Origin of the sequence: Nguyenibacter sp. L1 (assembly GCF_035199985.1) — a bacterium.
GTDB lineage: Bacteria > Pseudomonadota > Alphaproteobacteria > Acetobacterales > Acetobacteraceae > Gluconacetobacter > Gluconacetobacter vanlangensis.
Window position 1 is genome coordinate 4,211,433 of record NZ_CP127015.1, and the last position, 22,482, is coordinate 4,233,914.

The 22,482-nt window shown below is 62.0% G+C and carries 19 protein-coding genes; 13 read left to right on the forward strand and 6 right to left on the reverse strand.

The window, feature by feature from the left end; genetic code table 11:
* Positions 1-167 precede the first annotated feature (167 nt).
* Together QN315_RS19150 and QN315_RS19155 are read left to right on the forward strand one after the other, a co-directional pair.
* The gene (locus tag QN315_RS19150; RefSeq protein WP_323990929.1) at positions 168-1,007 is read left to right on the forward strand and encodes a putative hydro-lyase; all 840 of its coding nucleotides are present in this window, start codon (positions 168-170) and stop codon (positions 1,005-1,007) included.
* Positions 1,008-1,068: 61 nt separating this feature from the next.
* Positions 1,069-2,388: an MFS transporter gene (locus QN315_RS19155; RefSeq protein ID WP_323990930.1), complete on the forward strand. Its 1,320-nt coding sequence runs from the start codon at positions 1,069-1,071 to the stop codon at positions 2,386-2,388.
* An 18-nt stretch (positions 2,389-2,406) separates the two neighbouring features.
* Here the strand turns inward: QN315_RS19155 and QN315_RS19160 are convergent, their stop codons facing one another.
* Positions 2,407-3,348, reverse strand: a complete 942-nt coding sequence (locus tag QN315_RS19160; protein ID WP_323990931.1) for a LysR family transcriptional regulator — start codon at positions 3,346-3,348, stop codon at positions 2,407-2,409.
* An 18-nt stretch (positions 3,349-3,366) separates the two neighbouring features.
* Between QN315_RS19160 and QN315_RS19165 the strand changes: the two genes are divergently transcribed.
* From QN315_RS19165 to QN315_RS19190, 6 genes are all read left to right on the forward strand, one after another.
* Positions 3,367-3,798, forward strand: a complete 432-nt coding sequence (locus tag QN315_RS19165; RefSeq protein ID WP_323990932.1) for a VOC family protein — start codon at positions 3,367-3,369, stop codon at positions 3,796-3,798.
* 987 nt (positions 3,799-4,785) lie between these two features.
* Complete coding sequence (locus QN315_RS19170; RefSeq protein ID WP_323990933.1) at positions 4,786-7,302, forward strand: TonB-dependent receptor domain-containing protein; 2,517 nt, start codon at positions 4,786-4,788, stop codon at positions 7,300-7,302.
* 686 nt (positions 7,303-7,988) lie between these two features.
* The gene (locus tag QN315_RS19175; protein ID WP_323990934.1) at positions 7,989-9,335 is read left to right on the forward strand and encodes an NAD(P)-dependent oxidoreductase; all 1,347 of its coding nucleotides are present in this window, start codon (positions 7,989-7,991) and stop codon (positions 9,333-9,335) included.
* A 3-nt stretch (positions 9,336-9,338) separates the two neighbouring features.
* Positions 9,339-10,619 carry an NAD-dependent dihydropyrimidine dehydrogenase subunit PreA gene (gene preA / locus QN315_RS19180; RefSeq protein WP_176639013.1) on the forward strand — a complete coding sequence of 427 codons (1,281 nt, stop codon included), beginning with the start codon at positions 9,339-9,341 and terminating at the stop codon, positions 10,617-10,619.
* Between the two features lie 343 nt (positions 10,620-10,962).
* Positions 10,963-13,314 carry a TonB-dependent receptor domain-containing protein gene (locus QN315_RS19185; protein WP_323990935.1) on the forward strand — a complete coding sequence of 784 codons (2,352 nt, stop codon included), beginning with the start codon at positions 10,963-10,965 and terminating at the stop codon, positions 13,312-13,314.
* Between the two features lie 87 nt (positions 13,315-13,401).
* On the forward strand, positions 13,402-13,698 hold the full coding sequence (locus QN315_RS19190) for a hypothetical protein (protein WP_323990936.1): 297 nt from the start codon (positions 13,402-13,404) through the stop codon (positions 13,696-13,698).
* 13 nt (positions 13,699-13,711) lie between these two features.
* On the opposite strand, the gene QN315_RS19195 is transcribed toward QN315_RS19190, so the two are convergent.
* The 5 genes from QN315_RS19195 to QN315_RS19215 form a co-directional block, all read right to left on the reverse strand.
* Entirely contained in the window at positions 13,712-14,908 is a 1,197-nt protein-coding gene (locus QN315_RS19195; protein WP_323990937.1) for an MFS transporter, read from the reverse strand.
* 148 nt (positions 14,909-15,056) lie between these two features.
* Positions 15,057-15,755: a pirin family protein gene (locus tag QN315_RS19200; RefSeq protein WP_176639009.1), complete on the reverse strand. Its 699-nt coding sequence runs from the start codon at positions 15,753-15,755 to the stop codon at positions 15,057-15,059.
* Between the two features lie 196 nt (positions 15,756-15,951).
* A complete protein-coding gene (locus tag QN315_RS19205) occupies positions 15,952-16,773 on the reverse strand; it encodes an alpha/beta hydrolase (RefSeq protein WP_323990938.1) in 822 nt (273 codons plus the stop codon).
* A gap of 37 nt (positions 16,774-16,810) precedes the next feature.
* Complete coding sequence (gene wrbA / locus QN315_RS19210) at positions 16,811-17,410, reverse strand: NAD(P)H:quinone oxidoreductase (protein WP_323990939.1); 600 nt, start codon at positions 17,408-17,410, stop codon at positions 16,811-16,813.
* A 208-nt stretch (positions 17,411-17,618) separates the two neighbouring features.
* A complete protein-coding gene (locus tag QN315_RS19215) occupies positions 17,619-18,599 on the reverse strand; it encodes a glutathione S-transferase family protein (protein ID WP_323990940.1) in 981 nt (326 codons plus the stop codon).
* A gap of 546 nt (positions 18,600-19,145) precedes the next feature.
* Here QN315_RS19215 and QN315_RS19220 point away from each other — a divergent pair.
* From QN315_RS19220 to QN315_RS19240, 5 genes are read left to right on the forward strand one after another with little or no spacing between them, the layout of a single operon-like run.
* Complete coding sequence (locus QN315_RS19220; RefSeq protein ID WP_323990941.1) at positions 19,146-19,322, forward strand: Flp family type IVb pilin; 177 nt, start codon at positions 19,146-19,148, stop codon at positions 19,320-19,322.
* 57 nt (positions 19,323-19,379) lie between these two features.
* A complete protein-coding gene (locus QN315_RS19225; protein ID WP_323990942.1) occupies positions 19,380-19,877 on the forward strand; it encodes a prepilin peptidase in 498 nt (165 codons plus the stop codon).
* A 13-nt stretch (positions 19,878-19,890) separates the two neighbouring features.
* The gene (cpaB, locus tag QN315_RS19230) at positions 19,891-20,712 is read left to right on the forward strand and encodes a Flp pilus assembly protein CpaB (RefSeq protein WP_323990943.1); all 822 of its coding nucleotides are present in this window, start codon (positions 19,891-19,893) and stop codon (positions 20,710-20,712) included.
* Complete coding sequence (locus QN315_RS19235) at positions 20,712-22,106, forward strand: type II and III secretion system protein family protein (RefSeq protein WP_323990944.1); 1,395 nt, start codon at positions 20,712-20,714, stop codon at positions 22,104-22,106. Before cpaB ends, QN315_RS19235 begins: the two co-directional genes overlap by 1 nt.
* A gap of 10 nt (positions 22,107-22,116) precedes the next feature.
* On the forward strand, positions 22,117-22,482 hold the full coding sequence (locus QN315_RS19240; RefSeq protein WP_323990945.1) for a hypothetical protein: 366 nt from the start codon (positions 22,117-22,119) through the stop codon (positions 22,480-22,482).

Consider the following 22,482-nt stretch of genomic DNA (forward strand, 5'->3'; position numbering starts at 1 on the left):
TTTGGCAAAAATAATCAAGCAGATCGTTATAAAATATTCTTATTCTGGTCTATATGTATAAATTATTTGCAATCAATCATCATGTATTCGTATTTGTTTCTGATGCGCTGCATTTTGCAGCGGGATCATGTGCCCGCAGGATGCATGATTATGAAGGGATGCAGGCCATGGCCCAGTCCGGCCCGGTGACGTTACCCTATTTCGATGCTTCTCCCGCCGAGGTTCGTCGCCTCTGCCGGACGGGCCAGGTCACGGATGTGACGGCCGGCATGGCCACTGGGTATATCCAGGCGAATATCGTCATGCTGCCGGCGGCTCTGGCCGATGCGTTCCATGAATTCTGCCTGAAGAATCCCAAATCCTGCCCGCTGGTCGGCATGTCGCGCCCCGGTGAATCCGGCATTCCCGCGCTGGGCGCGGACCTTGACCTCCGCACGGACCTGCCGCGCTACCGCATATGGCGGAACGGCGTCCTGACGGCCGAGGTGAGCGACCTGGGCGACTACTGGCAGGACGACCTGGTGACGTTCGCGCTCGGCTGCTCCTTCTCGTTCGAGAACGTGCTGACGGCCTGCGGAATCCCCATGCGCCACCTGCAGACGGGCAAGGGCGTGTCGATGTACCGCACGAACATCGCCTGCACGCCGGTAGGGCCGTTCTCCGGACCCGTCGTGGTGTCGATGCGGCCCTTCCGGTCCCAGGACATCATCAAGGCGGTGGAAATCAGTTCGGCCATTCCGCTGGCCCATGGCGCGCCGGTCCATATCGGTTTTCCGGCGGAAATCGGCATCGCGGACGTCAACGTGCCCGATTACGGCGACGTGACGCCGGTGGCCGAGAATGAACTGCCGGTCTTCTGGGCGTGCGGCGTCACCCCCCAGGCCGTACTGGCGGCCAGCATGCCGGAATTCGCCATCACCCACGCGCCCGGCGCCATGCTGGTGACGGACATGCCCATCGCCCATTATCAGGAACTGGTGGAGCGCCATCGCGGCGGCGTCATCTGACCAGCGACGGCATCGGGACGGCGCTCCGTCCCGGCTTCGCGACTCAGCAAGGATCAACGGCTTGACCGATCAGGCAGTACGTTCAACCGAATATCCTGGCGGCCGGCCGGCCGCGCACGCCCCGGCGGAGGCCGACCTGTTTCGGACGGCCGCCTGGCGGATAATTCCGCTGCTGATCCTTTGCTACATGTTTTCCTACCTGGATCGGATCAATCTCAGCTTCGCGCGCCAGCCGGTGGAGCGCGATCTGAATTTTTCCGACGCGACGTACGGCCTGGGGGCGGGGCTGTTCTTCGTCGGCTATATCGCCTTTCAGGTGCCGTCCTCGATGCTGCTGGTGCGCTTCGGGGCGCGGCGGACCATCGCCGCGATCATGATCGGGTGGAGCCTGATTTCGTTCCTGTTCACGATCGTGGATTCGGTCTGGCAGTTCTGCGCCCTGCGCGTGCTTCTGGGCGTGGCGGAGGCCGGGTTCTATCCGGCCGTGCTGTATTATCTGGCGCTTTGGTTTCCCCGGCACATGCTGGGCCGAGTCACATCGGGCTTCCTGATCGCCATTCCGCTGTCCGGCGCGCTGGGCGGCCCGGTTTCGGTCTTCATCCTGTCACGTCTCGACGGCGCGATGGCCGTGCCCGGCTGGAAATGGATGTTCGTGATCGAGGCGCTGCCCGCCCTGCTGCTGGGGTTCGTGCTGCTGCGGTGGCTGGATGACGGGCCGGCCGATGCTGGCTGGCTGGATGAATCACAGCGCCGCCTGCTGCTGGCTCACGCCCCGGCGGCGAGAAGCAGGGAACCTGCAGGCCCCGCCCTGCGCGCGTTCACGGTGCTGACGCGTCCGTTCGTGCCCCTGCTGATCGTGATCTGCTTCTGCCAGGCCGTGTGCAATTACGGGATCGTCTTCTGGATTCCGACCTTTATCGGGCAGGTGCTGGGCGTGCCGGCATCGGAGGTCGGGCTCTATACTAGCCTGCCCTTCCTGGCGGCGATCCTTGCCATGACGTTGAACGCGCGCAGTTCCGACCGGTGGCAGGAACGGCGCTGGCATATGGCCGGGCCCTTCCTGATCGTATCGGTGGTGCTGGTCCTGACCTTTCTATTCCACGGGTACGGCGTTGTCGCGCTGCTGCTGCTGACGGCGACGCTGGCGGCGACGCTGTGCATAACGACCATGATCTTCACCATTCCCGGTCTACTCCTGGAAAAGAAGACGCTGGCCACCAGCCTGGCTTGGATCAACAGCCTGGGCGCTCTTGGCGGCTTGATCGGCCCGTATGGAATTGGCTGGCTGCGCGTTCATACCGGCCAGCCGCTGGCCGGATTGTTGCTGGTGGCCGCTTGTGCCGGTGTCGGAGGCATCGCGACGCTACGCTTGCCGCGCTGACCGGGCGAGCGCCGGCGGTCAGCCATGGACCAGGGCTGAAATCAGTGCGTCCAGGTGGTCCGGCATGGATTGTCGGCCCGTCATCAGGCCAAGTTCCCGGTAGAAGACATCATCGCCGAGGGACAGGGCGACGACCCCCGTTGACATGGCGTCGTCGCCGGACAGGGGAATGATCGCGACGCCCAGTCCTGCTTCCACCATGTCGTGAATGGCGATGATGTCGTCCATCTCGACATAATCGTTCGCCGCCAGATCGTGCCGCCGCAAAAAGAGATCGACGGCACGGCCGCCGAACGATGTGCGTTCATAGCGGATGAAAGGCTGCGTCAGGACCAGCGTCCGCCAGTCGTCTCCCGGCATGTTCGCCGGTTTGATCAGGCGATAGCGCTGACGGACAACGGGGGACCACGCCAGCGCGGATGGGATGCCAAAAGGAGGCAGCACCATCAGCGCGGCGTCGATTTCACCCGTGTCCACCCTGTCGAGAAGACGTAGCGAGATGTCGGGGACGATGCGCAACTGGACATGGGGAAAGTCGCGCCGGAATGTCTGCATCGTCCGGGCCAGAAGCCCGTGGGCGCTGGAAATCGTGCCGACCCGCAGCACGACGGGGGCCGCATCGTCGCCTGTCGTGTCCGAAAGCTTCTGGAAGGCGGCGATGACGGCCTCGGCGCGGGCCAGAACGCGCTGGCCGTTCCGGTTGAGCGTCACCGCGCGCCCCGAACGATCGAACAGGCGAAAGCCCAGCGCGTCCTCCAGCCGCCGGATCTGTCCGCTGACGGCTGACTGCGTCAGGTTGACCCGCGAGGCGGCTACGGCGAACGAGCCCAGTCGCGCGACATGGAGAAAGGTCTTGAGTTCGGTCAGCATCGATTCATCAGAAAAAAACGTTCTCAGATCGAATATATAACATTTTTCGTTCGCACGATGCCGTTTTTTCAAGGGAGCCATCCTTTCCATCACGTCGCCGGAACGCCCATGACCGTCCAGTCCGATCTTCGTCCCTTTCACCTGGCCTTTCCCGTGAACGACATCGCGGAGGCCCGCCGCTTCTACGGCGAGCTCCTGGGCTGCCCGGAGGGACGCAGCGCGCCGGACTGGGTCGATTTCAATCTGCATGGCCATCAGATCGTGGCCCATCTGGCGCCGGAGGAAGCCGGCCAAGTGCAGCGGAACGTTGTGGACGATCACGGCGTGCCGGTCCGGCATTTCGGCCTAGTGCTGACCATGCCGGAATGGGAGGCCATGGCGGAGCGCATGAAGGCTGCCAATATTTCTTTCGTGATCGAGCCCTATATCCGCTTCAAGGGAGAGGTGGGCGAGCAGGCGACCATGTTCTTCCTCGATCCCAGCGGGAATGCTCTGGAATTCAAGGCGTTCGCGAACATGGACATGCTGTTCGCCCGTTGAGGCCCCGGCAGGTGCGGCCACCGTGCCGGACCGTTCATGAAGTAATGATGGCAAGAGAGAAGTACATATCGGATCGTTTGCAAACTCGGGAATCCGGCAGCGATTGAAGCAGGTGGGAGACAGGTTGGCATCGCACGGGCGACGTGACATTTTCCTTCTTGTATTCGGTTTTTTCACGGTTGCAGAATCACATTTCTTTATAAAATAAACTCTGTATGCCAACGACGTACCGAAAGTTCGATCCCGTCGGCGTTTCCAGCATGCTGTTTTTTTAGTTCGGAATATGTTCATGGATTTTTCCACGGAAGGCGCGGAAGCGGCGATCGGATTTCCGAGATCGGCGCGACGGCTTCAGGAATGATTCGTAGGAATTAAGCATAACAATTTCAATATGTTGATGATATAAGAGAAAATTATATCGAAAAATAAAGAAATAATCATTCCCGATTGGAAACGTACTTATTATGCTGAAAGACAGATAACGACCGACGGCGAACGAGAAGACTGTTCACATGAATTTCCTTTATCATTCGATTTCTTTCCGATCGGTATTGAAAGATGATCATTCAGGGGAAAGCGGTGCCGATGCGATCTGCCTGTCCGGCCTCGTGGACGGGAATGGAGGCAGGATGTGGGGCGGTATCGGAACGGGATGATAGATAAAAGCGATCACGTTTATTTCTGAATTCTGTCTTGTCCGTTCTTGTAATAGGTGCTTGATTTTCAATATCGAATCGAAAATTGGCGCCGGAGCAGGAAACCGGATGTGGAGCGCTCGCTTCCATCGGCCGTCACATCGAGACAATCGTTATTTATAAAGAATGTTTTATGACCATGCGGACGAGGTCTGCTGGACGGTCGTACGGGGCCAATCATGTTCGTCCCGGTATGGGATACAGAAAAGCGCTGGAGAGTCATATGCTGAAACTATGCCGGGCAGGTATGCGAGGTCGGAGCGGGTACACCGCATCATGCGCGGTATGGGTCATGATCGCCCTGTCGGGATACGCGGCGCAGGCGCGGACACAGACGCAGGCCGCCGCCCCGCGGAAGAAGGTGGCTTCGTCCCCGGCCTCTTCCACCATGCGGGCCGCAGAGCCGGCCGCCACGCATGGGCCGGTCGCCACCCGTCGTGCGGCTGCAATCAGGGCGCAGAGCGAGGCCATTACAGTTCAGGCCGTCGCCGTACCCGGCAATTCCGTCCTGTCGTCGTCGATGCGGGAACACAGCACCGTCCAGGTTTTTCGCTACAGTTCCGAACAATTGCGTGAAACCGGGCAGACCAACATTCTGGCCGCGATCGCCCAGCTTTCGCCGGCGGTGACGTCGTCGCCCTTCGGCGGCATCGGCGGCAACGGCTTCAACAAGACGATGCAACTGCGTAATCTCGGCGCCGACCAGACCCTGATGCTGGTCAACGGCAAGCGTCGCCATGTCGATGCCAATTTCAATTATTATCAAGCTGGTCCGAACTACGGCACGGATCCCGCGGATCTGTCGCTGATCCCTATGAGCGCGATCGATCATGTGGAGATCGTCACCGAGGGCGCCACGGCCCTGTACGGCCAGGACGCGGAGGCCGGTGCCGTCAACATCGTGCTGAAGCAGGATACACATGGCGGGACGCTGAACCTGCAGAACAGCGGCTATTATGTGGGCGACGGCCAGTCTTTCGACGGCAATGCCAATTACGGCATACGCCTGGGACATTCCGGTGGCTATATGAATTTCGCGGCGCAGATCACCAACCAGCTCGCCACGAACCGCTCCGGCGATTATCCGGGCAATCTCTATTTCAGCGGAAATCCACTGAACAACACGGTCAGCCGCGACGTCCAGCGTCTGGCTGGAACGCCGCGGACCCTGTTGGAAGCCGGCAGCATCAACATGGCGTATCCGATTACGCCGAAATTCGAATTCTACAATACCTCGACCTACGCGCATAAGAACGTCACCGAGACGGAAACATATCGCGCGCCGTCCAATGATAATGTCGTACGTGCCCTGCACCCGGATGGCATGGAACCGCTGTGGCTGGGAACGGAGAACGATTTCCAGGTCAATGATGGAGTTCGTTCGTCCGATTTCCTGGGCATGCAGTGGGACGCCTATGTGAATTATGGGCGCGACCAGATGAGCAACTGGATCACCAACACCGACAACCCCACCATGGGTCTTGCCAGCCCGACGACGTTCTATACTGGCCAGTTCATTTCGTCCGAGCTGTCGGTGGGATTGAAATCGACCAAATTCTTCCACACCGCCCTGCTGCCGCGCCCGATCAACGTGTCCTATGGCTTTGAATACCGGCGCGATACGTATCAGGTGAATGCGGGCGATGCGGCATCGGTCCTCGATGGCGGCGTGCCGGTGCTGGATGGTCCCGACCGCGGTGTTGCCGTTTCGGCCGGGGCTGTCGACAAATTCGGCGTTCCCACCGCCGCTGCCGGCACGCTGGCGCGCAACATCTATGACGGATCGTTGAATGTCGACCTGTACGCGACCAAGAACTGGGAATGGACATTCGGGGGCCACGCCGTCGGATACAGCGACGAAGGCGCCGCGGCGACGGGATCAATCGGTACCCGCTATAATTTCAGCAAGAATTTCGCCTTGCGTGCCAACGTGAACACGGGCTACCGCCCGCCGACCCTGGCCGAGGAAGCGTTCTTTGCCGAAACGACCTATCCGACTTACCGGACGGCCCAGTTGCCGGTGAATTCGCCTTGGGCCAAAGTCCTCGGCGCGTCCCATCTGAAAGGCGAGCAGTCACGCAGCTTCAGCATCGGTATGGATGCGATCCTGCTGCCGGACTGGACGCTGACGGCCAATCTGTATCGTATTGCGATCAATGACCGTCTGTTCAACACGTCGCAGTTTGGTGGGACGAATATCGAAAACATGCTGGCGTCCGCCGGACTGCCGGGCGTGCTGTATGCGTCCTATTACGGTAACCCGGTCAACACGACGACGAACGGCGGTGACATCACCACGGCCTATACGTGGCATGCGGGGAGGGCCGGGACCTTCCAGTTCCGCCTGGGCGTCAACATAGCGGACACGGAAATCAGCCACTACAACGCGACGCCTCCGATCCTGGCCAATCTGGGGCTCAGCACGTTCAACCGGACGAACAAGGAATATCTGATCCATTCGGCGCCGAAGAACATCGAAAACCTGACGGTCGTCTGGAGCAAGGGGCCGTATTCCGTTCGCGTGCAGGAACAGCGGTTCGGGTCTTATACCTGGGTCGCCTCACCCTCTCTGACGCAGGCCCAATGGACTTATGCCGGCCCGTCCTACATCACGAATCTCGAACTGGGCTATGATGTCCTCAAGCGCTGGCATGTCGCCGTCGGTGCCTACAACCTTGGCAACCATTACCCGGCCAGGGCCAATTCCGCCTCCCGTGCCGCCCTGCAGAATTCCTTCATCTACGCGGGGAATTCCCCTTACGGCTTCAATGGCGGCATGTATTACGTCAAGACATCGCTGAAGTTCTGACGATCCTCACTTTCACGCTACCGGTGCGCGCCGCGTTGTATATGCCGATAACTTGGTGCGCGGATAATTGCCGCATATACAGAATTGCCCTGCGCTCCAGATGGCGTGGGCTGATCTTGTCACGGCTCATCTCGGGCCTCCTGAACGGCGCTGGGTCTGCGACCGCACACGTGATCGAAGATCAGGCGGGCCGCCATCGACTGCAAATCGTTCCGCGCCTGCTGGGGGGGGGCATTCCAGGTCAGGTTCGGACAGGGTGGATCGGCTCTCTTGTCGCCGAACAGATCCGGCTGCGTCGATATGGTCCCCCACACGGGAGCGCTGTCGTCCGTCGTGTCGCATGGTCCTCTCTCCGAATTCCGGTCAGGAGGGAAGTCTGCGTCGGTTTCAGGGGATGCGACGACAAAAAGTCCGTCAGCAACGATCGCCGATCATAAAGCGTCCCCAGAGGCGGATGATGGGAATAAACTGCGCCGGTTGAAACCGTGACGGCAGGCTTGCAGACGGGGGCGATCTGGATGATTAAAATATACGCTAAATGATTAAAATATGTTCAAAAAATTTCCGACAAAAATGGAGTGGATCAGAATCCGGTCTTTTCTGACTGAATGGTCAAGTTATTTGTTGCGGAACGGATACCAACTCTGTCATCCTGATCGTGACGTACATGGTGGAGAGTTCTCGTCGTGGATCAGGCCCCTGACATCGCCGCAAGCCGCCTTTCGCCCGAGGAGCTTGCGCGCAATTTTGCCGATGCGCATCCGCCGCTGACCGATAACCAGGCGGTTATCGAGGCGGACCGGTGCTATTTCTGTTATGACGCACCTTGCATCGAGGCCTGCCCCACGGGCATCGACATTCCGGGGTTCATCAAGAAAATCGCATCGGGCAATCTCGCCGGTTCGGCGCGGACGATTCTGGAATCGAATATTCTGGGCGGATCCTGCGCCCGTGTCTGTCCCACCGAAATCCTGTGTGAGCACGCCTGCGTGCGGAATGCTCAAGAGGAAAAGCCGATCGCGATCGGCGCCCTGCAGCGCCACGCCACCGATTGGCAGATGACGCATCGGGGGCAGCCATTCTCGCGCGCGGCGGCGACCGGCAGGCATGTCGCCGTCGTGGGGGCGGGGCCGGCCGGCTTGGCGTGCGCGCATCGCCTGGCCATGCATGGGCATGACGTCACGGTCTTCGACGCCCGGCCGAAGGCTGGGGGGCTGAACGAATATGGCATCGCCGCCTATAAGCTTCCGGATGATTTCGCCCAGCGGGAAATCGATTTCGTGACCGCGATCGGCGGCATCACGATCGAAGCCGGCAAGGTCCTGGGGCGCGACTTCACCCTGGCCGCGCTGGTGGCGGCCTATGACGCGGTCTTCCTCGGGATCGGCCAGGCCGGCGTACGGGCGCTCGGCATTGCGGGCGAGCAACTGGACGGCGTGCTGAACGCCGTCGATTTCATCGAGGCGGTACGCCGGTCCCCCTCCAGGGGCGACGTGCCTGTCGGGCGCCGCGTGGTCGTGATCGGTGGCGGCAATACGGCGGTGGATGCCGCCGTGCAGGCCAAGCGCCTGGGGGCGGAGGAGGTGACGCTGGTTTATCGGCGGGGCGCGGACACCATGTCGGCAACGCCTGTCGAGCAGGAATGGGCGCAGACGAACAACGTCGCCATCCGCTATTGGGCTGCGCCCGCCCGGATCGAAGGGACGAATGGCGCGGTCGGTTCGGTCACCTTTGCCCGCGGCCACCTGGTCGATGGCAAGCCCGCCTATGCGCTGGGCGAATTCACGCTGGCGGCCGACATGGTGCTGAAAGCGGTCGGTCAGCTCTTCCTGCCCGATCCACTGGATGAGGATTGGATCGACGTCGCGAACGGTCGCATCATGGTCGATGCGCACGGGCGCACATCCCGTGACGGTGTCTATGCCGGCGGGGACTGCACGCCGGGCGAGGATCTGACGGTCGCGGCGGTCCGCGATGGCCGCAATGCGGCGGAAACCATTCATGCCGACCTGATCGGCGCAGCAGGAGCCTGAACGATGGCCGATCTCCGCAGCAACCTGGCCGGTATTCGCTCGCCCAACCCGTTCTGGCTGGCCTCGGCTCCGCCCACCGACAAGGAGTACAACGTCCGCCGGGCCCTGGAGGCGGGATGGGGCGGCGTGGTGTGGAAGACGCTGGGCGAGGACCCGCCGGTGGTCAATGTCAGCAGCCGCTACGGCGCGTTCAACTATAATGGCGACCGCCTGGTCGGCCTGAATAATATCGAACTGATCACCGACCGCCCCCTGGCGGTGAATCTGGCCGAAATCAAATCGGTCAAACGCGACTATCCCGACCGTGCCATCGTCGTAAGCCTGATGGTGCCCTGTGTCGAGGAAAGCTGGAAGCGCATCCTGCCGCTGGTGGAAGAGACCGGCGCGGACGGCATCGAACTCAATTTCGGCTGTCCGCACGGCATGTCGGAACGCAACATGGGCTCGGCGGTGGGCCAGGTGCCCGAATATGTCGAGATGGTCACGCGCTGGGTCAAGCAGAACACCCGCATGCCGACCATCGTGAAACTGACCCCCAACATCACCAACATTTTGATGCCTGCGCGCGCGGCCCTGCAAGGCGGTGCGGATGCGGTGTCGCTGATCAATACGATCCAGTCCATTGTCGCGGTCGATCTCGACGCGATGGCGCCGATGCCGGTGGTGGGCGGGCTGGGCACCCATGGCGGGTATTGCGGGCCGGCCGTCAAGCCGATCGCGCTGCGCATGCTGGGCGAGATCGCCCGCACCCCGGAGACGTCCGTGCTGCCGATTTCGGGTATCGGCGGCATTTCGAACTGGCGTGACGCTGCGGAATTCCTGGTCATGGGGGCCAGCACGCTCCAGGTCTGTACCGCAGCCATGCATTACGGCTTTCGTATCGTCGAGGATATGATCGACGGCCTGTCCAACTGGATGGACGACAAGGGCTTTGCGACGATCGCCGACGTGACGGGGCGTGCCGTGCCGAATTTCGTCAACTGGAACCAGTTGAACCTGAAATTCAAGACGCTCGCCGAGATCGACCAGGATGCCTGCATCAAATGCGGCTTGTGCCACATCGCCTGCGAGGACACCTCCCACCAGGCGATCGCCAGGACCGGCGCCGGCGACGAGCGGCGCTATGAAGTGATCGACGCCGAGTGCGTAGGGTGCAATCTGTGCGCGCATGTTTGCCCGGTGGATCACTGCATCACAATGGTGCCCCAGCCGGTCGATGAGGTCTTGACCTGGCCCGATCATCCGAACAACCCCGCCCGCCTCGCCCCGGCGGAGGCCGGCTGAGGGGCACGCGCTTCGTATAGGTGCCTGCCGGGAAGCAGGCATCGCCGATCCGATCGAGGATGGCCGGTCCACCGGACAGGGGTGTTGGCCGGTTATCCTTCCGCCTTCGCAGCGCATCCATGGTGCCGGGGACGCGGCGCAGCCCCGCTGTGCTCTCCCGCGTGGACCCTCCAGCGGATCAAAAAACTGATCGTTTGGTCAGAAAAATGGTTGCGATTTCGAAATATAGAGCGGTAAGGTCATCTCGTTCTCGTGACGTAACGCGGGCCGCAATCCAGAGAACGTTACGCACGGAGATTCTCTCGTTCCAGAAAACTCGTATGCAGTGAAGGGTGTGTATAAGATGCGTATCTCGGTTCTTGCACTTCTTTCAGGGACGGTGCTCGCGTCCTCGGCGATCGCCGGACAGGCTGCCTTCGCGCAGACCGTCTCGCCGCAGCACGACCCCGCGAAAGCCACGACGAAAGCCGGCGCCGCTCCCCATGGTGAAGAGATCCAGGTTTCTGCGCATGTGACCCCGGGCGGCGTGACGCGGACGGCGGTCGGCGGCGGAATCATGCGTGTCGAGACGGCGCCCAAGACTGTGCAGACCTTGTCGCGCGATTACATCGCCAAGCAAAGCCCGACATCGAACCCGATCCAGTTGATGGCGATGCTGCCCGGCGCGAACGTGCAAAATGCCGATCCGTTCGGCTTCGGTGGCGGTACGGTCACGGTGCGCGGCATGACATCCGACCAGATCGGATGGCTGATGGAGGGCGTGCCGCTGAACGATATCGGCGGCGGCACGATGTACGCCAACGAAGTCATCGATGCCGAAAACTTGGAACAGATGTCCGTGCAGCCCGGGTCGGCCAATTTCGATACGCCGACCGTCGCCGCCTCGGGTGGCCTGGTCAGCATGAACATGCGCGACCCGGCTGCCGCGATGGGCGGCTATGTCGATGCCGCATTCGGCAATTACAATACGTACAGACAGTTCGCACGGTTCGACACGGGTGAGATCGGACAGAGCGGCGTGCGGGCCTTCGTCTCCTTTTCGCATGCATTGGGGGACGATTGGCGCGGGCCCGGCGGCTATATCAAGCGCCACGTCGATTTCAAGCTCGTCAAGGATTTCGCCGGCGGCAGCCATACCGGACTGGTCGTGGCCTGGAACAACCAGATCAACCAGCTCGATAACGGCGTCAGCCTGGCGGGTTGGAACAATTGTGGATTCGGGTGCAACTACGACGGGCGACTGGATTCGAACAATCCAGGAATGTATTACAAATTCCATCGGAATCCGTTCAACAACGTCGTCGTTTCTCTGCCGACGCATATCCGGCTATCCCGGACTCTCAGTATCGATGACACGGCTTATCTGTGGGCCGGCAATGGCGGCGGCGGCAGCGCCGGCATGATCGGGGGCGCGGGCGGCCAGACCTATTTCGGCAACACCCCGGTGACCGTCGCCGGCGTCTCCTATGCCGGGCCGGCCCAGCTTGTCTATAATCCCTATACGATCACCGAAAACCGCGCCGGCAATAACCTGCGCGCCACGCTCAAGACCGGAATCAACGAACTGACGGGCGGCTGGTGGTATGAATGGTCCGACCAGGACAACCAGCATCCGGTCGAATATCAGCAAAATGGAGACCCGTTGAACGTCTGGGGCAATGATAACAGCTATCGCTACCTGATGAGCAATGGTCAGTATTACGACGCCTATCATTATCACGTCACGACCGAGATCAACATGCTCTATGTCGGGGACCGTCTGCATCTGCTGCGGGACCACCTGCTGCTGGAGGCCGGGTTCAAGGACGCGATGATGTCGCGGCTGGTCACGAATGAGCAGCCCGGTGCGCCATTCCACACCAGGGGCAATGTCAACGAACCACTGCCGCAGGTGGCGGCGAGCTATCGCTTCAATCAGCATCATCAGGTCTATGTCACGGGTGCGACGAATTTTCGTATGCCGAATGCGAATTCGCTGGTCACCCAGTATGATACGTCGGGCAACCTGACGCAGATCGCATCACTGCAGAAGCCGGAATATTCGATCGAGGAAGAGCTGGGATACCGTTATAACGGATCATGGCTGGTCGCGGACGTTGCCTTCTTCAACTATAATTTCACCAACCGCCAATATGGCTATACGGTCTACGACCAATTCGGCGGACAGCGGAGCGTCTCGGGCAACGCGGGCGGCCAGACCACGCGGGGCGTCGACATCCAGCTCGGCACCCGGCCGATCCTCTACCACCTGCGGCCATATTTGTCGTTCGAGTATCTGCATGCGCGGGTGGACAATAATCTGATCCAGTCCAGCAACGCGGCAACCGGAATCACAACATACTGGAACACGCGCGGCAATGTCGCGCCCGGCAGCCCCCACGCCATGGGGACGCTCGGTCTGGATTACGATGACGGGCATCTCTTCGGCAACCTGAACCTGAAATATGTCGGCTCCCAGTACGGCGACTTCATGAACACTGAAAAGATCCCCTCTTACATCGCCGATTCGATCACCGTCGGTTATCGCATGAACAATTTCGGCGTGCTCAAGACTCCGCAGATTCAGCTCAACGTCTCCAACCTTGCGAATTCGCATTATCTCTCCGGCGTGAATGGCGCCGGCATCGATGGTGGCGCCTCGTACTATATCCAGGCTCCGTTCTCCATCGCGGGGAGCATTTCCGCCGGTTTCTGAATATTTTCAAGCCCGGCCGCGCGTCGTGGCTGGGCTCAATGACCGGCGCATATTTCGTGGAAATGCGATCATGACGATTTCGGCATCGTGTCCGAGGATCGGCGTCACGCCGTCTACCTGCTGGTTCGGGACACGACGTCCACCGCGCAAGATGCCGCACCGACCCGTCTGCCTGGTCTTGATCCGGGATGCGGCTACCGCCTCGGCGCGCCGGCTCCGAACGGCATGCCATCGGCCATGGACCCACACCTGACGGCGGCGCAACGTGCCATCGCCGAAGGGAGGCTGCACATGGCGGTGGCACTGCTGATGAGCCAGATCGGCGTCGTCATGCCGAATCTCTGGCCACAGAGCGCGGTGATGCTGGAATGCCGCGCCCTTTGACGGGCTGGGCAACTCACCTGACGGAATTGGAATGCGCGCCCATCCGTACCAGGATGGCCAGCAGCGCGGCGACGGTTCCCAGAATGGTGACGGCGCCCCATCCTCCCATGTGCCAGGCCCAGGTGGCCACCGCCGAACCGATGGCGCCGCCGAGGAACATGCCGGTCATGAAGATCGTGTTCAGGCGGCTGCGCGCCTGCGGATGCAGGGCGAAAACGACATGCTGGTGCGAGACCAGGGCGCCCTGAACCCCCAGGTCGAGCATGATGACGCCGACGACAAGACCCGGCAGGCCGTTCCACAGGCCGAAGATCAGCCATGCCAGCACGGTCAGCAGGGCGCCGGCCGAAATGGCCCAGTGGGGGCCGTGGCGATCGGCGACGCGCCCGGCAAGCGGCGCGGCGAAGACGCCGACGGCCCCGACAATTCCGAACAGACCGGCGATATCGGGACCCATGTGAAAGGCGGGTTCCTGCAGGTGCAGGGCAAGAATGGTCCAGAATGCGGTAAAGGACGCGAAAAGTGCCGCTTGTGCGGCCGTGGCCCGCCGCAATACGGGTTCGTCCCGCCAGAGATGAAAGAGAGATTTCAACGCAAACCCATACCCGATATCCGCCTGCGGATGCTTGCGGGGGAGGACGACGAGCATGAGGCCGGCCGCGACCAGGGCCATCGGCACCCCCAGCCAGAACATCTGGCGCCAGCCGAAATGCGCGGCGACAAACCCCGCCAATGTGCGGCTGAGCAATATGCCGGACAGCAATCCGCTCATGACCGTTCCGACGGTGCGGCCGCGCTGTTCGGGCGTCGCCAGCGACGCGGCGAAGGGGACGATCTGCTGGGCGACCGTGGCGGCCGCCCCCAGCAAGGCCGAAGCCACGACAAGCAGCCCCGCCGTGGGGGCCATGGCGGAAACGATCAGGACCGTGGCCAGGGCGATAAACTGCGCGACGATCAGGCGACGGCGATCCAGCAGATCGCCCAGCGGCACCAGCAATACAAGACCGAATGCGTATCCGAGCTGCGTGGCGGTGGGAATCAGCGCGGGCGCCCCGGAGGACGGGAAGGCGTTTTCGATGACGCCAAGCATCGGCTGGTTATAATAGATATTGGCGACCGCGATCCCCGCGGCGGCGGCCATCGCGAACGTGACGGCCCGTCCGATCGGAACGGACAGGATCGACGGCGATAAGGTCGGTGCGTGGCTCATGGATGACGGCGTTCCCCGAGTGGCTTGATATAGGGTGGCTTGATCTATGCATGGTCGAAGGACGTCTCGGCCATGGCTGACCATCGCCGCGGCGTTGCCTGCGCGGCGATGGTCTTGGCCCTTCAGGCAGGGTCCTTCAGATGGCCGGTCAGGCGGCGTCGACCAGGACGATTTCGGCGTCCTCCAGGGCGGTGACGCGCAGGGTATCGGTTTTTGAGATTGCGGCGCCGTCGCGGGCATTGACCCGCACGCCGTCGATCTCGACCGCGCCCGTGGCGGGCACCAGATAGGCGAAGCGTTCGGTGCCCAGGACATACTCGGCGGTCTGGCCGGCCTTCAGCGTCGCGCCCAGAACGCGGGCGTCGGTGCGGATCGGCAGCGCGTCGGCATCGCTGTCATAGCCCGAAGCCAGGGTGACGAAATGACCGGCCCGGTTCTCCCTGGGGAACGGACGCGCGCCCCAGCTTGGCGCCTTGCCGTGCCCGGTGGGGATGATCCAGATCTGGAAGATCTGGGTCTCGCCCGGCTCCAGGTTGTATTCGCTGTGCGTGATGCCGGTACCGGCGGACATCACCTGCACGTCGCCGGCCTCGGTGCGGCCCTTGTTGCCCAGATTGTCCTGGTGGGTGATCGCGCCCTTGCGGACATAGGTGATGATTTCCATGTCGCGGTGCGGATGGGCGGGGAAGCCCGTGCCCGGCGCGATGGTGTCGTCGTTCCAGACCCGCAGATTGCCCCAATGCACGCGCTCGGGGTCGCGATATTCCGCGAAGGAGAAATGATGTTTCGCCTTCAGCCAGCCATGATCGGCCCCGCCCAGGCTGTCGAATGATCTGACGTCTATCATGTGATGCCTCCCGGCCGTATCGGCCTGCTACAGGGGAAGAGATAGATCGCGGCGATCATCGTTTAAATGGAAATGACGGAAATACATTGATTCCAAAAGATGCATGATCGAATGCCATGGATTTCCGGCCCCAGAAACGCCAAGCGCCGCGCGACCCATGGGTCACGCGGCGCAAGCCCGATGACTGGCGATTGCCTTATCTGCGGATGAAGGCCAGCAGGTCCTGGTTGACCAGGTCCTTATGCGTCGTGCAGGTCGCGTGCGGCGCGCCGGGATAGACCTTGAACTGCGCGCCCGGCACGATCCTGGCCGCCAGCGCGGCGGTGGGGGCAAGCGGCACCGTCTGATCGTCGTCGCCATGGATGATCAGGGTCGGCACGCGGATATCGGCCATTTCCTTCCGGAAATCGGTTTCCGAGAACGCGGTGACGCAGTCGATGGTACCCTTGATCGAGGCCTGCAGCGCAATCTGCAGCGTCTGGGTCAGCACGCCTTTGGATACGGTGCTGTCCGGTCGGTTGGTGCCGTAGAAGATCGTGTTGAAGTCATCCAGGAATTGCGCGCGGTCGTTGGTGATTTCGGCACGGATGGCGTCGAATATTTCCGCCGGCACGCCGTCGGGATGGTCGTCGGTCCTGATGAAGAAGGGCGTGACCGCACTGATCAGGACCAGCTTGGAAACCCGGCTGTCGCCGTGGCGGGTGATATAGCGCACGATGTCTCCGCCCCCCATCGAGAAGCCCACCAGGACGATGTCCCGCAGGTCCAGATGGTCGATCAGTTGGGCGATATCGTCGGCAAAGGTGTCGTAATCATAGCCGGTCCAGGGCTGGCTCGACCGGCCGAAGCCCCGCCGGTCGAAGGCGATGGCGCGATAGCCGTTCTGGGCCAGATGCAGCATCTGATGGTCCCACATGTCGGCGCTGAGCGGCCAGCCATGGCTGAACAGGACCGGCTGTCCCGTGCCCCAGTCCTTGTAATAGATTTCCGTGCCGTCACGTGCTGTCAGGATGGTCATGGCGGGTCTTTCTCGCATTCTGGAGGGAAGGGGGAAATCAGTCTGCAAGCTTGGCGGCAAGCTGAGCGACACGCTGGCCGAGGAAATGCGCGCCATCGCGTTCGTTGGCACTGACCGCGCGGGAACCATCGCCGGCGGCGATGGTGGTCGCGCCATAGGGTGCACCGCCGGTGATCTCATCCAGGCGCATCTGGCCCTGGAAATTATAGGGCAGTCCGCTGATGACCATCCCATGATGCAGCAGGTTGGTGATGATCGAGAACAGGGTGGTCTCCTGCCCCCCATGCTGTGTCGCCGTCGAGGTGAACGCCGCGCCGACCTTGCCGATCAGCGCGCCCTTGAACCACAAGCTGCCGGTCTGGTCCCAGAAGGCAGCCATCTGCGACGCCATGCGCCCGAAGCGGGTCGGCGCACCGACGATGATGGCGTCATAGGCTTCGAGATCGGCGGGAGTCGCGACCGGCGCGGCCTGGTCCAGCTTGAAATGGTTCGCGCGGGCGATGTCCTCCGGCACGGTCTCGGGTACGCGCTTGATATCGGCTTGCGCTCCCGCTGCCCGGGCTCCTTCGGCAACTGCCTCGGCCATCGTCTCCATATGGCCATATGTCGAATAATAAAGAACAAGAACCTTGGTCATTTCTCTTCTCCTGACGGAACGGCGCCGGACGGTGGCGATTGGCGTCTGAGGACGTGTTATCCCAGGTGCCGGGGTGCAAAAACAAAAATGAAAGAAAGTATTTGTTTCCGTTTTTTATCCGAAGCGCGGAAAGGCGGCAGCCCGCATGCGTCGCCGCATGGCCGACGGAAGGCGCCTTGTACCGATCCCCACCCGTATCGCCGGATATTCAGCCGAGCGCTGCGCGGTTTGGCGGGCTGTCCAGATCCAGCGCCGGTCCCGCCGGGACCACGCCGTGAGGATTTATCGATCGGTGGCTCTGGTAATAATGGTTCTTGATGTGCGTGAAATTCACCGTGCCGGCGACCCCGGGGGTCTGGTACATGTCGCGCAGATACGCCGAAAGATGCGGATAATCCGCGATCCGGCGCAGATTGGTCTTGAAATGGCCGACATAGACGGCATCGAAGCGGATGAGCGTGGTGAACAGGCGGATATCGGCCTCGGTCATGGTCGGCCCGACCAGCCAGCGCTGCCCCGACAATCGTGCCTCCAGCCAGTCCAGCGTGTCGAACAGCGGCAGGATCGCGTCGTCATAGGCTGACTGGGTGGTTGCGAAACCGCTTTTGTATACGCCGTTATTGACCGTGTCATAGATGCGGGCATTGATCCGATCGATCTCGGGACGCAGCGCCTGCGGATAGAAATCGCCAGGTGCCGCGCCGATCCCGTCGAAGGCGCTGTTGAACATCCGGATGATCTCGGACGATTCATTGCTGACGATCGTCCCGCGTGCCTTGTCCCACAGGACGGGCACCGTGACGCGTCCGCTATAGCGGGGCGCGGCGACGGTATAGATCTGGTGCAGAAAGGCCGCGCCGAAAAGCGGATCGGGCACCACGCCCGGCGCCGCGGCGAAGGTCCAGCCGTGCTCCAGCATCAGCCAATGGACGACCGACACGGAAATCATCCCTTCCAGCCCCTTGAAGGCGCGCATGATCAGCGTGCGGTGCGCCCAGGGACAGGCAAGGGAGACATAGAGATGGTAGCGTCCGGCCTCGGCCACGAAGCCCCCGCCGCCCGACGGGCCGGGACGCCCATCCGCGGTGATCCAGTTGCGAAAGGCGGCGTCTGTGCGGACGAATCGACCGCCGGTCGACGACGTGTCGTACCAGACATCACGCCATTGTCCTTCAACGAGCATGCCCATGGATGATCTCCGGCACTCGGGTGTCGGGAGAAAGCTAGGCTTGGCCGGCCACGGTATCAATCGCGTCTGAACAGATGCCGCGTTCAGGAAAAACGGAGGACCATAAGGTTCGCGTTGGCTGTATCATTTTGAAATAATAACATTCAGGAATGATCCGTACCAGAAGTAGCAGGAATATGGTATATGATTTTGAAAAAGAAATGAATAAAGCTGGATTTGTGGGACCGGACTGATTGTGGGTCGGAATTCTTGTGGAAAGGAATATTGTGCCTGTTGCCGGTGTGGCGCTGTCACAAAATCTTAAATTTGGAAAGCTCTGGAGCACCGCTTGCGGCGGCGGAGCCGGCATCGGCCGGCGGCCCGGGGCGGAATGAGGGGGACCAGGAAAAGTTTTCCCTGTTTTTCCAGGGTGACCATATGGACAGCCTTAAAGCTTCGCGCTAGGTTGTTAATGATTGCTTAACACGCACATTGCGGGGCGTGCGTTCCCGATGTCCTTTGAATCAAGGGCTTTTGTGTTTATATAAACAAGGAAAGTGTCAAGTAATGATGCAGTATCTGCAGACGCTGCTGAGTCTGAAGCATGATCGGCGTGGCGTGACCATGCTTGAATATGGCCTGATCGCCGCGCTTGTGGCGGTGGTCGCGATCGGCGCGCTGACAACATTGGGTACCAATCTGAGCGGCGTCTTTTCTGCCATCAGCAATAAAGTCACAAGCTGATATTGTTCTCTGCGGTGGAACAGAACCGTATTCAGACGCGATTTTATGTTGTGTGACATGGAGGCATGTCTGGCGCAGGGGGTGGGTGCGGGCTTCGCTCTCCTCCTGCTGTGGGCAGCTCTTCGTGATATTGCGGTGCGGTTGATTCCCGATTGGCTTGTATCGCTTGTCGCGCTGTCAAGTATTTCCCTTGCGATCATCCGGCATCACGCGCTGGCGGGATTGATATCGGGGGGAATCCTGTTTTGCCTGGGCTTTGCCTGCTGGTCGCGCGGCTGGATGGGCGGTGCGGACGTCAAGCTGCTCGGGGCGGTCGGTCTGGCGATTCAGCCTCGGCAGATCCCGGACCTGGTTCTTGCCGTGACTTTGGCGGGCGGCGTTCTGGCTGTCCTTTATCTCATGGCCCGGACCTTTGTCGCCGAACGGGGCGGCGGCGCGATACCACGGGGGCGAATCGCGCGGGTGTTGCGAATCGAGCGCTGGCGGCTCCATCGCGGATGCCCGCTTCCCTATGTGTGCGCCATCGCAGTCGGAAGCGTTATCGTTCTCCTGTAGGGCGTGACTGATCATGTTTCGGCTGATTTTCTTCATTCTGATGGCTGTCGGCCTGGGTGGATTCGGGACCGTTGCATGGATCGCCACCCGGCCGCCGGCGACCGCCCGGCCGGCGGCGCCCCCGACCCTGCAGATCCTGGCGGCCGCGCGTCCTCTGGATGCGGGGAACTTGCTGAAGCCCGAGGATATCATTGCGATTCGGGTGCCGCAGGGCAAGGAGGGCGCCGACGTGACGCAGGACAGTGCCGAGGGGCGTGAGGCGCTGGCGGGTGCGATGCTGCTGCACGGCGTCGGGGCGCAGGCAATCCTTCGTTCGACCGACCTGCTGCGGCCGGGCGATCGCGGCTTTCTCGCTGCGGCGCTGCAGCCGGGCATGCGCGCGGTCACGGTCGGCGTGGACGCGATTACCGGGACAGCGGGCCTGATCTGGCCTGGCGATCATGTCGATCTGATCCTGACGCAGGCATTTGCCGGCTCGTTGCCGGCCGAACATCGCGTGGCCGCGGAAACCGTGCTGTCGAATGTCCGCGTGATCGCGATCGATCGCCGGCTGGTGCAGGGCGCGTCGGCCAGCAACGAGCCGCAGGCCCGCACCGTGACACTCGAAGTCACGCCTGACGATGCCGAGCGTGTGTCGGTGGCGGTCCATCTGGGGCGCCTGTCGCTTTCGGTTCGCTCCGCCCAGGTCGGGCCCGTGCCCCAGCCGGCTCCGCCGGCGGCGTGGGCCGGCGACGTTTCCGCCATATTGCATGACGACCACGCATCCGATCCGGCGGACGGTCGCTCCCTGACCCTTTACCAGGGGGGAGCGGACGGAAAGGAGATCCACTACTGATGTTCGGGAAATCCCGCCTGGCCGGCGCCCTGGTGCGGATTGCGGTCGCGACCTGCCTGCCGGCCGTCGCGCCCGGCCCGGCCGCGGCGGCGCATCGCGACGAAGCCGGCCCGGCCCGGGAGCGCGCGGTCAGTCTCGAGGTCGGCGCCGGCCACATGGTCACGTTGCCAAGACCGGCGGCGAAGATTTTCGTGGTCGATCCCAAGGTCGCGCAGATACGGCCGGCCAGCGCGACCAGCATGTTCCTCTACGGCATGATGATCGGCCGGACGTCGGTCATGGCAACCGATGCCGAGGGGCACACGATCGCGCAATTCACGATCGACGTCCTGCCGTCAAGTTACGGGGCCGCGCAGGCCGAGCTCCGGATCGCCCGGCAGATGCCGGGCAGCCACATCACGGTCCAGACCGACGCGCGTGGCCTGACGCTCAGCGGTTCGGTGGCCTCGCCGGAAGATGCGGCGCTGGCCGAAGAGATCGCCCGGGGATATCTGGCCGAAGGGCAGGGGCTGCGCAACCGTCTGTCCATCCGCTCGGCGACCCAGGTGACGCTGAGCGTCCGGATCGCGGAGATGGACCGCAACGTGGTGCGTCAGTTGGGAATCAACTGGCAGGCGGTCGGCAATATCGGCAAGGTCGGCAGTTTTCCAGCCCTGACCCTGAATGTGAACGGCAGCAGCGCTGCCTGCGTCGCGACGCGCAATCCGTTCTGCCTGGGCAGCAACGTCAATGGCGTCATCGACGCGCTGTCGCAGGACAACCTGGTCCGGATGCTGGCCGAGCCCAATCTGACGGTCATGAGCGGACAAAGCGCCAGCTTCCAGGTGGGTGGGCAATATCCCATCCCGATGGCGCAACAGGCCGGCGCCATTTCGGTCGCCTTCAAGGATTATGGCGTCAGCCTGACCTTTTTGCCGACCGTCTTCAGCAATGGACGCATCAACCTGCATGTCGCCCCGGAAATCAGCCAGTTGAGCAACCAGAACGCGGTGTCGGTCACGACGTCCGGATCGACGTCGGTCATTCCGGCCCTGACTGTCCGGCGGGCCGAAACGACCGTCGAGATGGGCAGCGGCGAGACATTGGCCATCGCCGGCCTGCTGGAGGATTCGACCACCGATTCAAGCAACGGCATTCCCGGCGCCGGTGACGTGCCCCTGTTGGGGGCGCTGTTTCGTTCGACGAACTTCAACCGGCAGGAAACCGAACTGGTGATCCTGGTCACGCCTTATCTCGTCCGCCCGGTGGCGAACCGGTCGCGCCTGGCCGCGCCGACCGACATGGCGGGCGTCCCGACTGAAATCGAACGTCTGCTGCTGATGCGCCAGGTGGCGCCGCGACAGCGTGCCGAGCCCGTGCAGATTCCAGGCGATGCCGGGTTCTTCGTTCAATGAGGACCTGGCCATGAACGCGACAATCTTGTTCCGGGCGCGCAGGGGGCTCTCGTGCGTCCTGCTGTCATGCGTCCTGCCGCTGGTCGGCGGATGTGGCACGTTGGATCCGTATCACAAGCCTTATGCATGGCATCCGTCCGGCGCGAACGCGGCCAATCTTGCCGCCATGGTCGCCGACCCGCGCGATCTGAGGGAAGGGCATGGCGGCGAGGCGCCCGATGCGCAGGCGCCGGTTATGGCGGTCGAACGCATCAGGCTGGACAAACCCAAGGCGTTGCCGTCCACCAACGGCATTTCCGGCGGCGTGAGCGGATCGTCGGGCAGTGGATCGGGCGGCGGATCAAGCGGGGGCCCGTCCGGCGGCGGAGGAAACTGA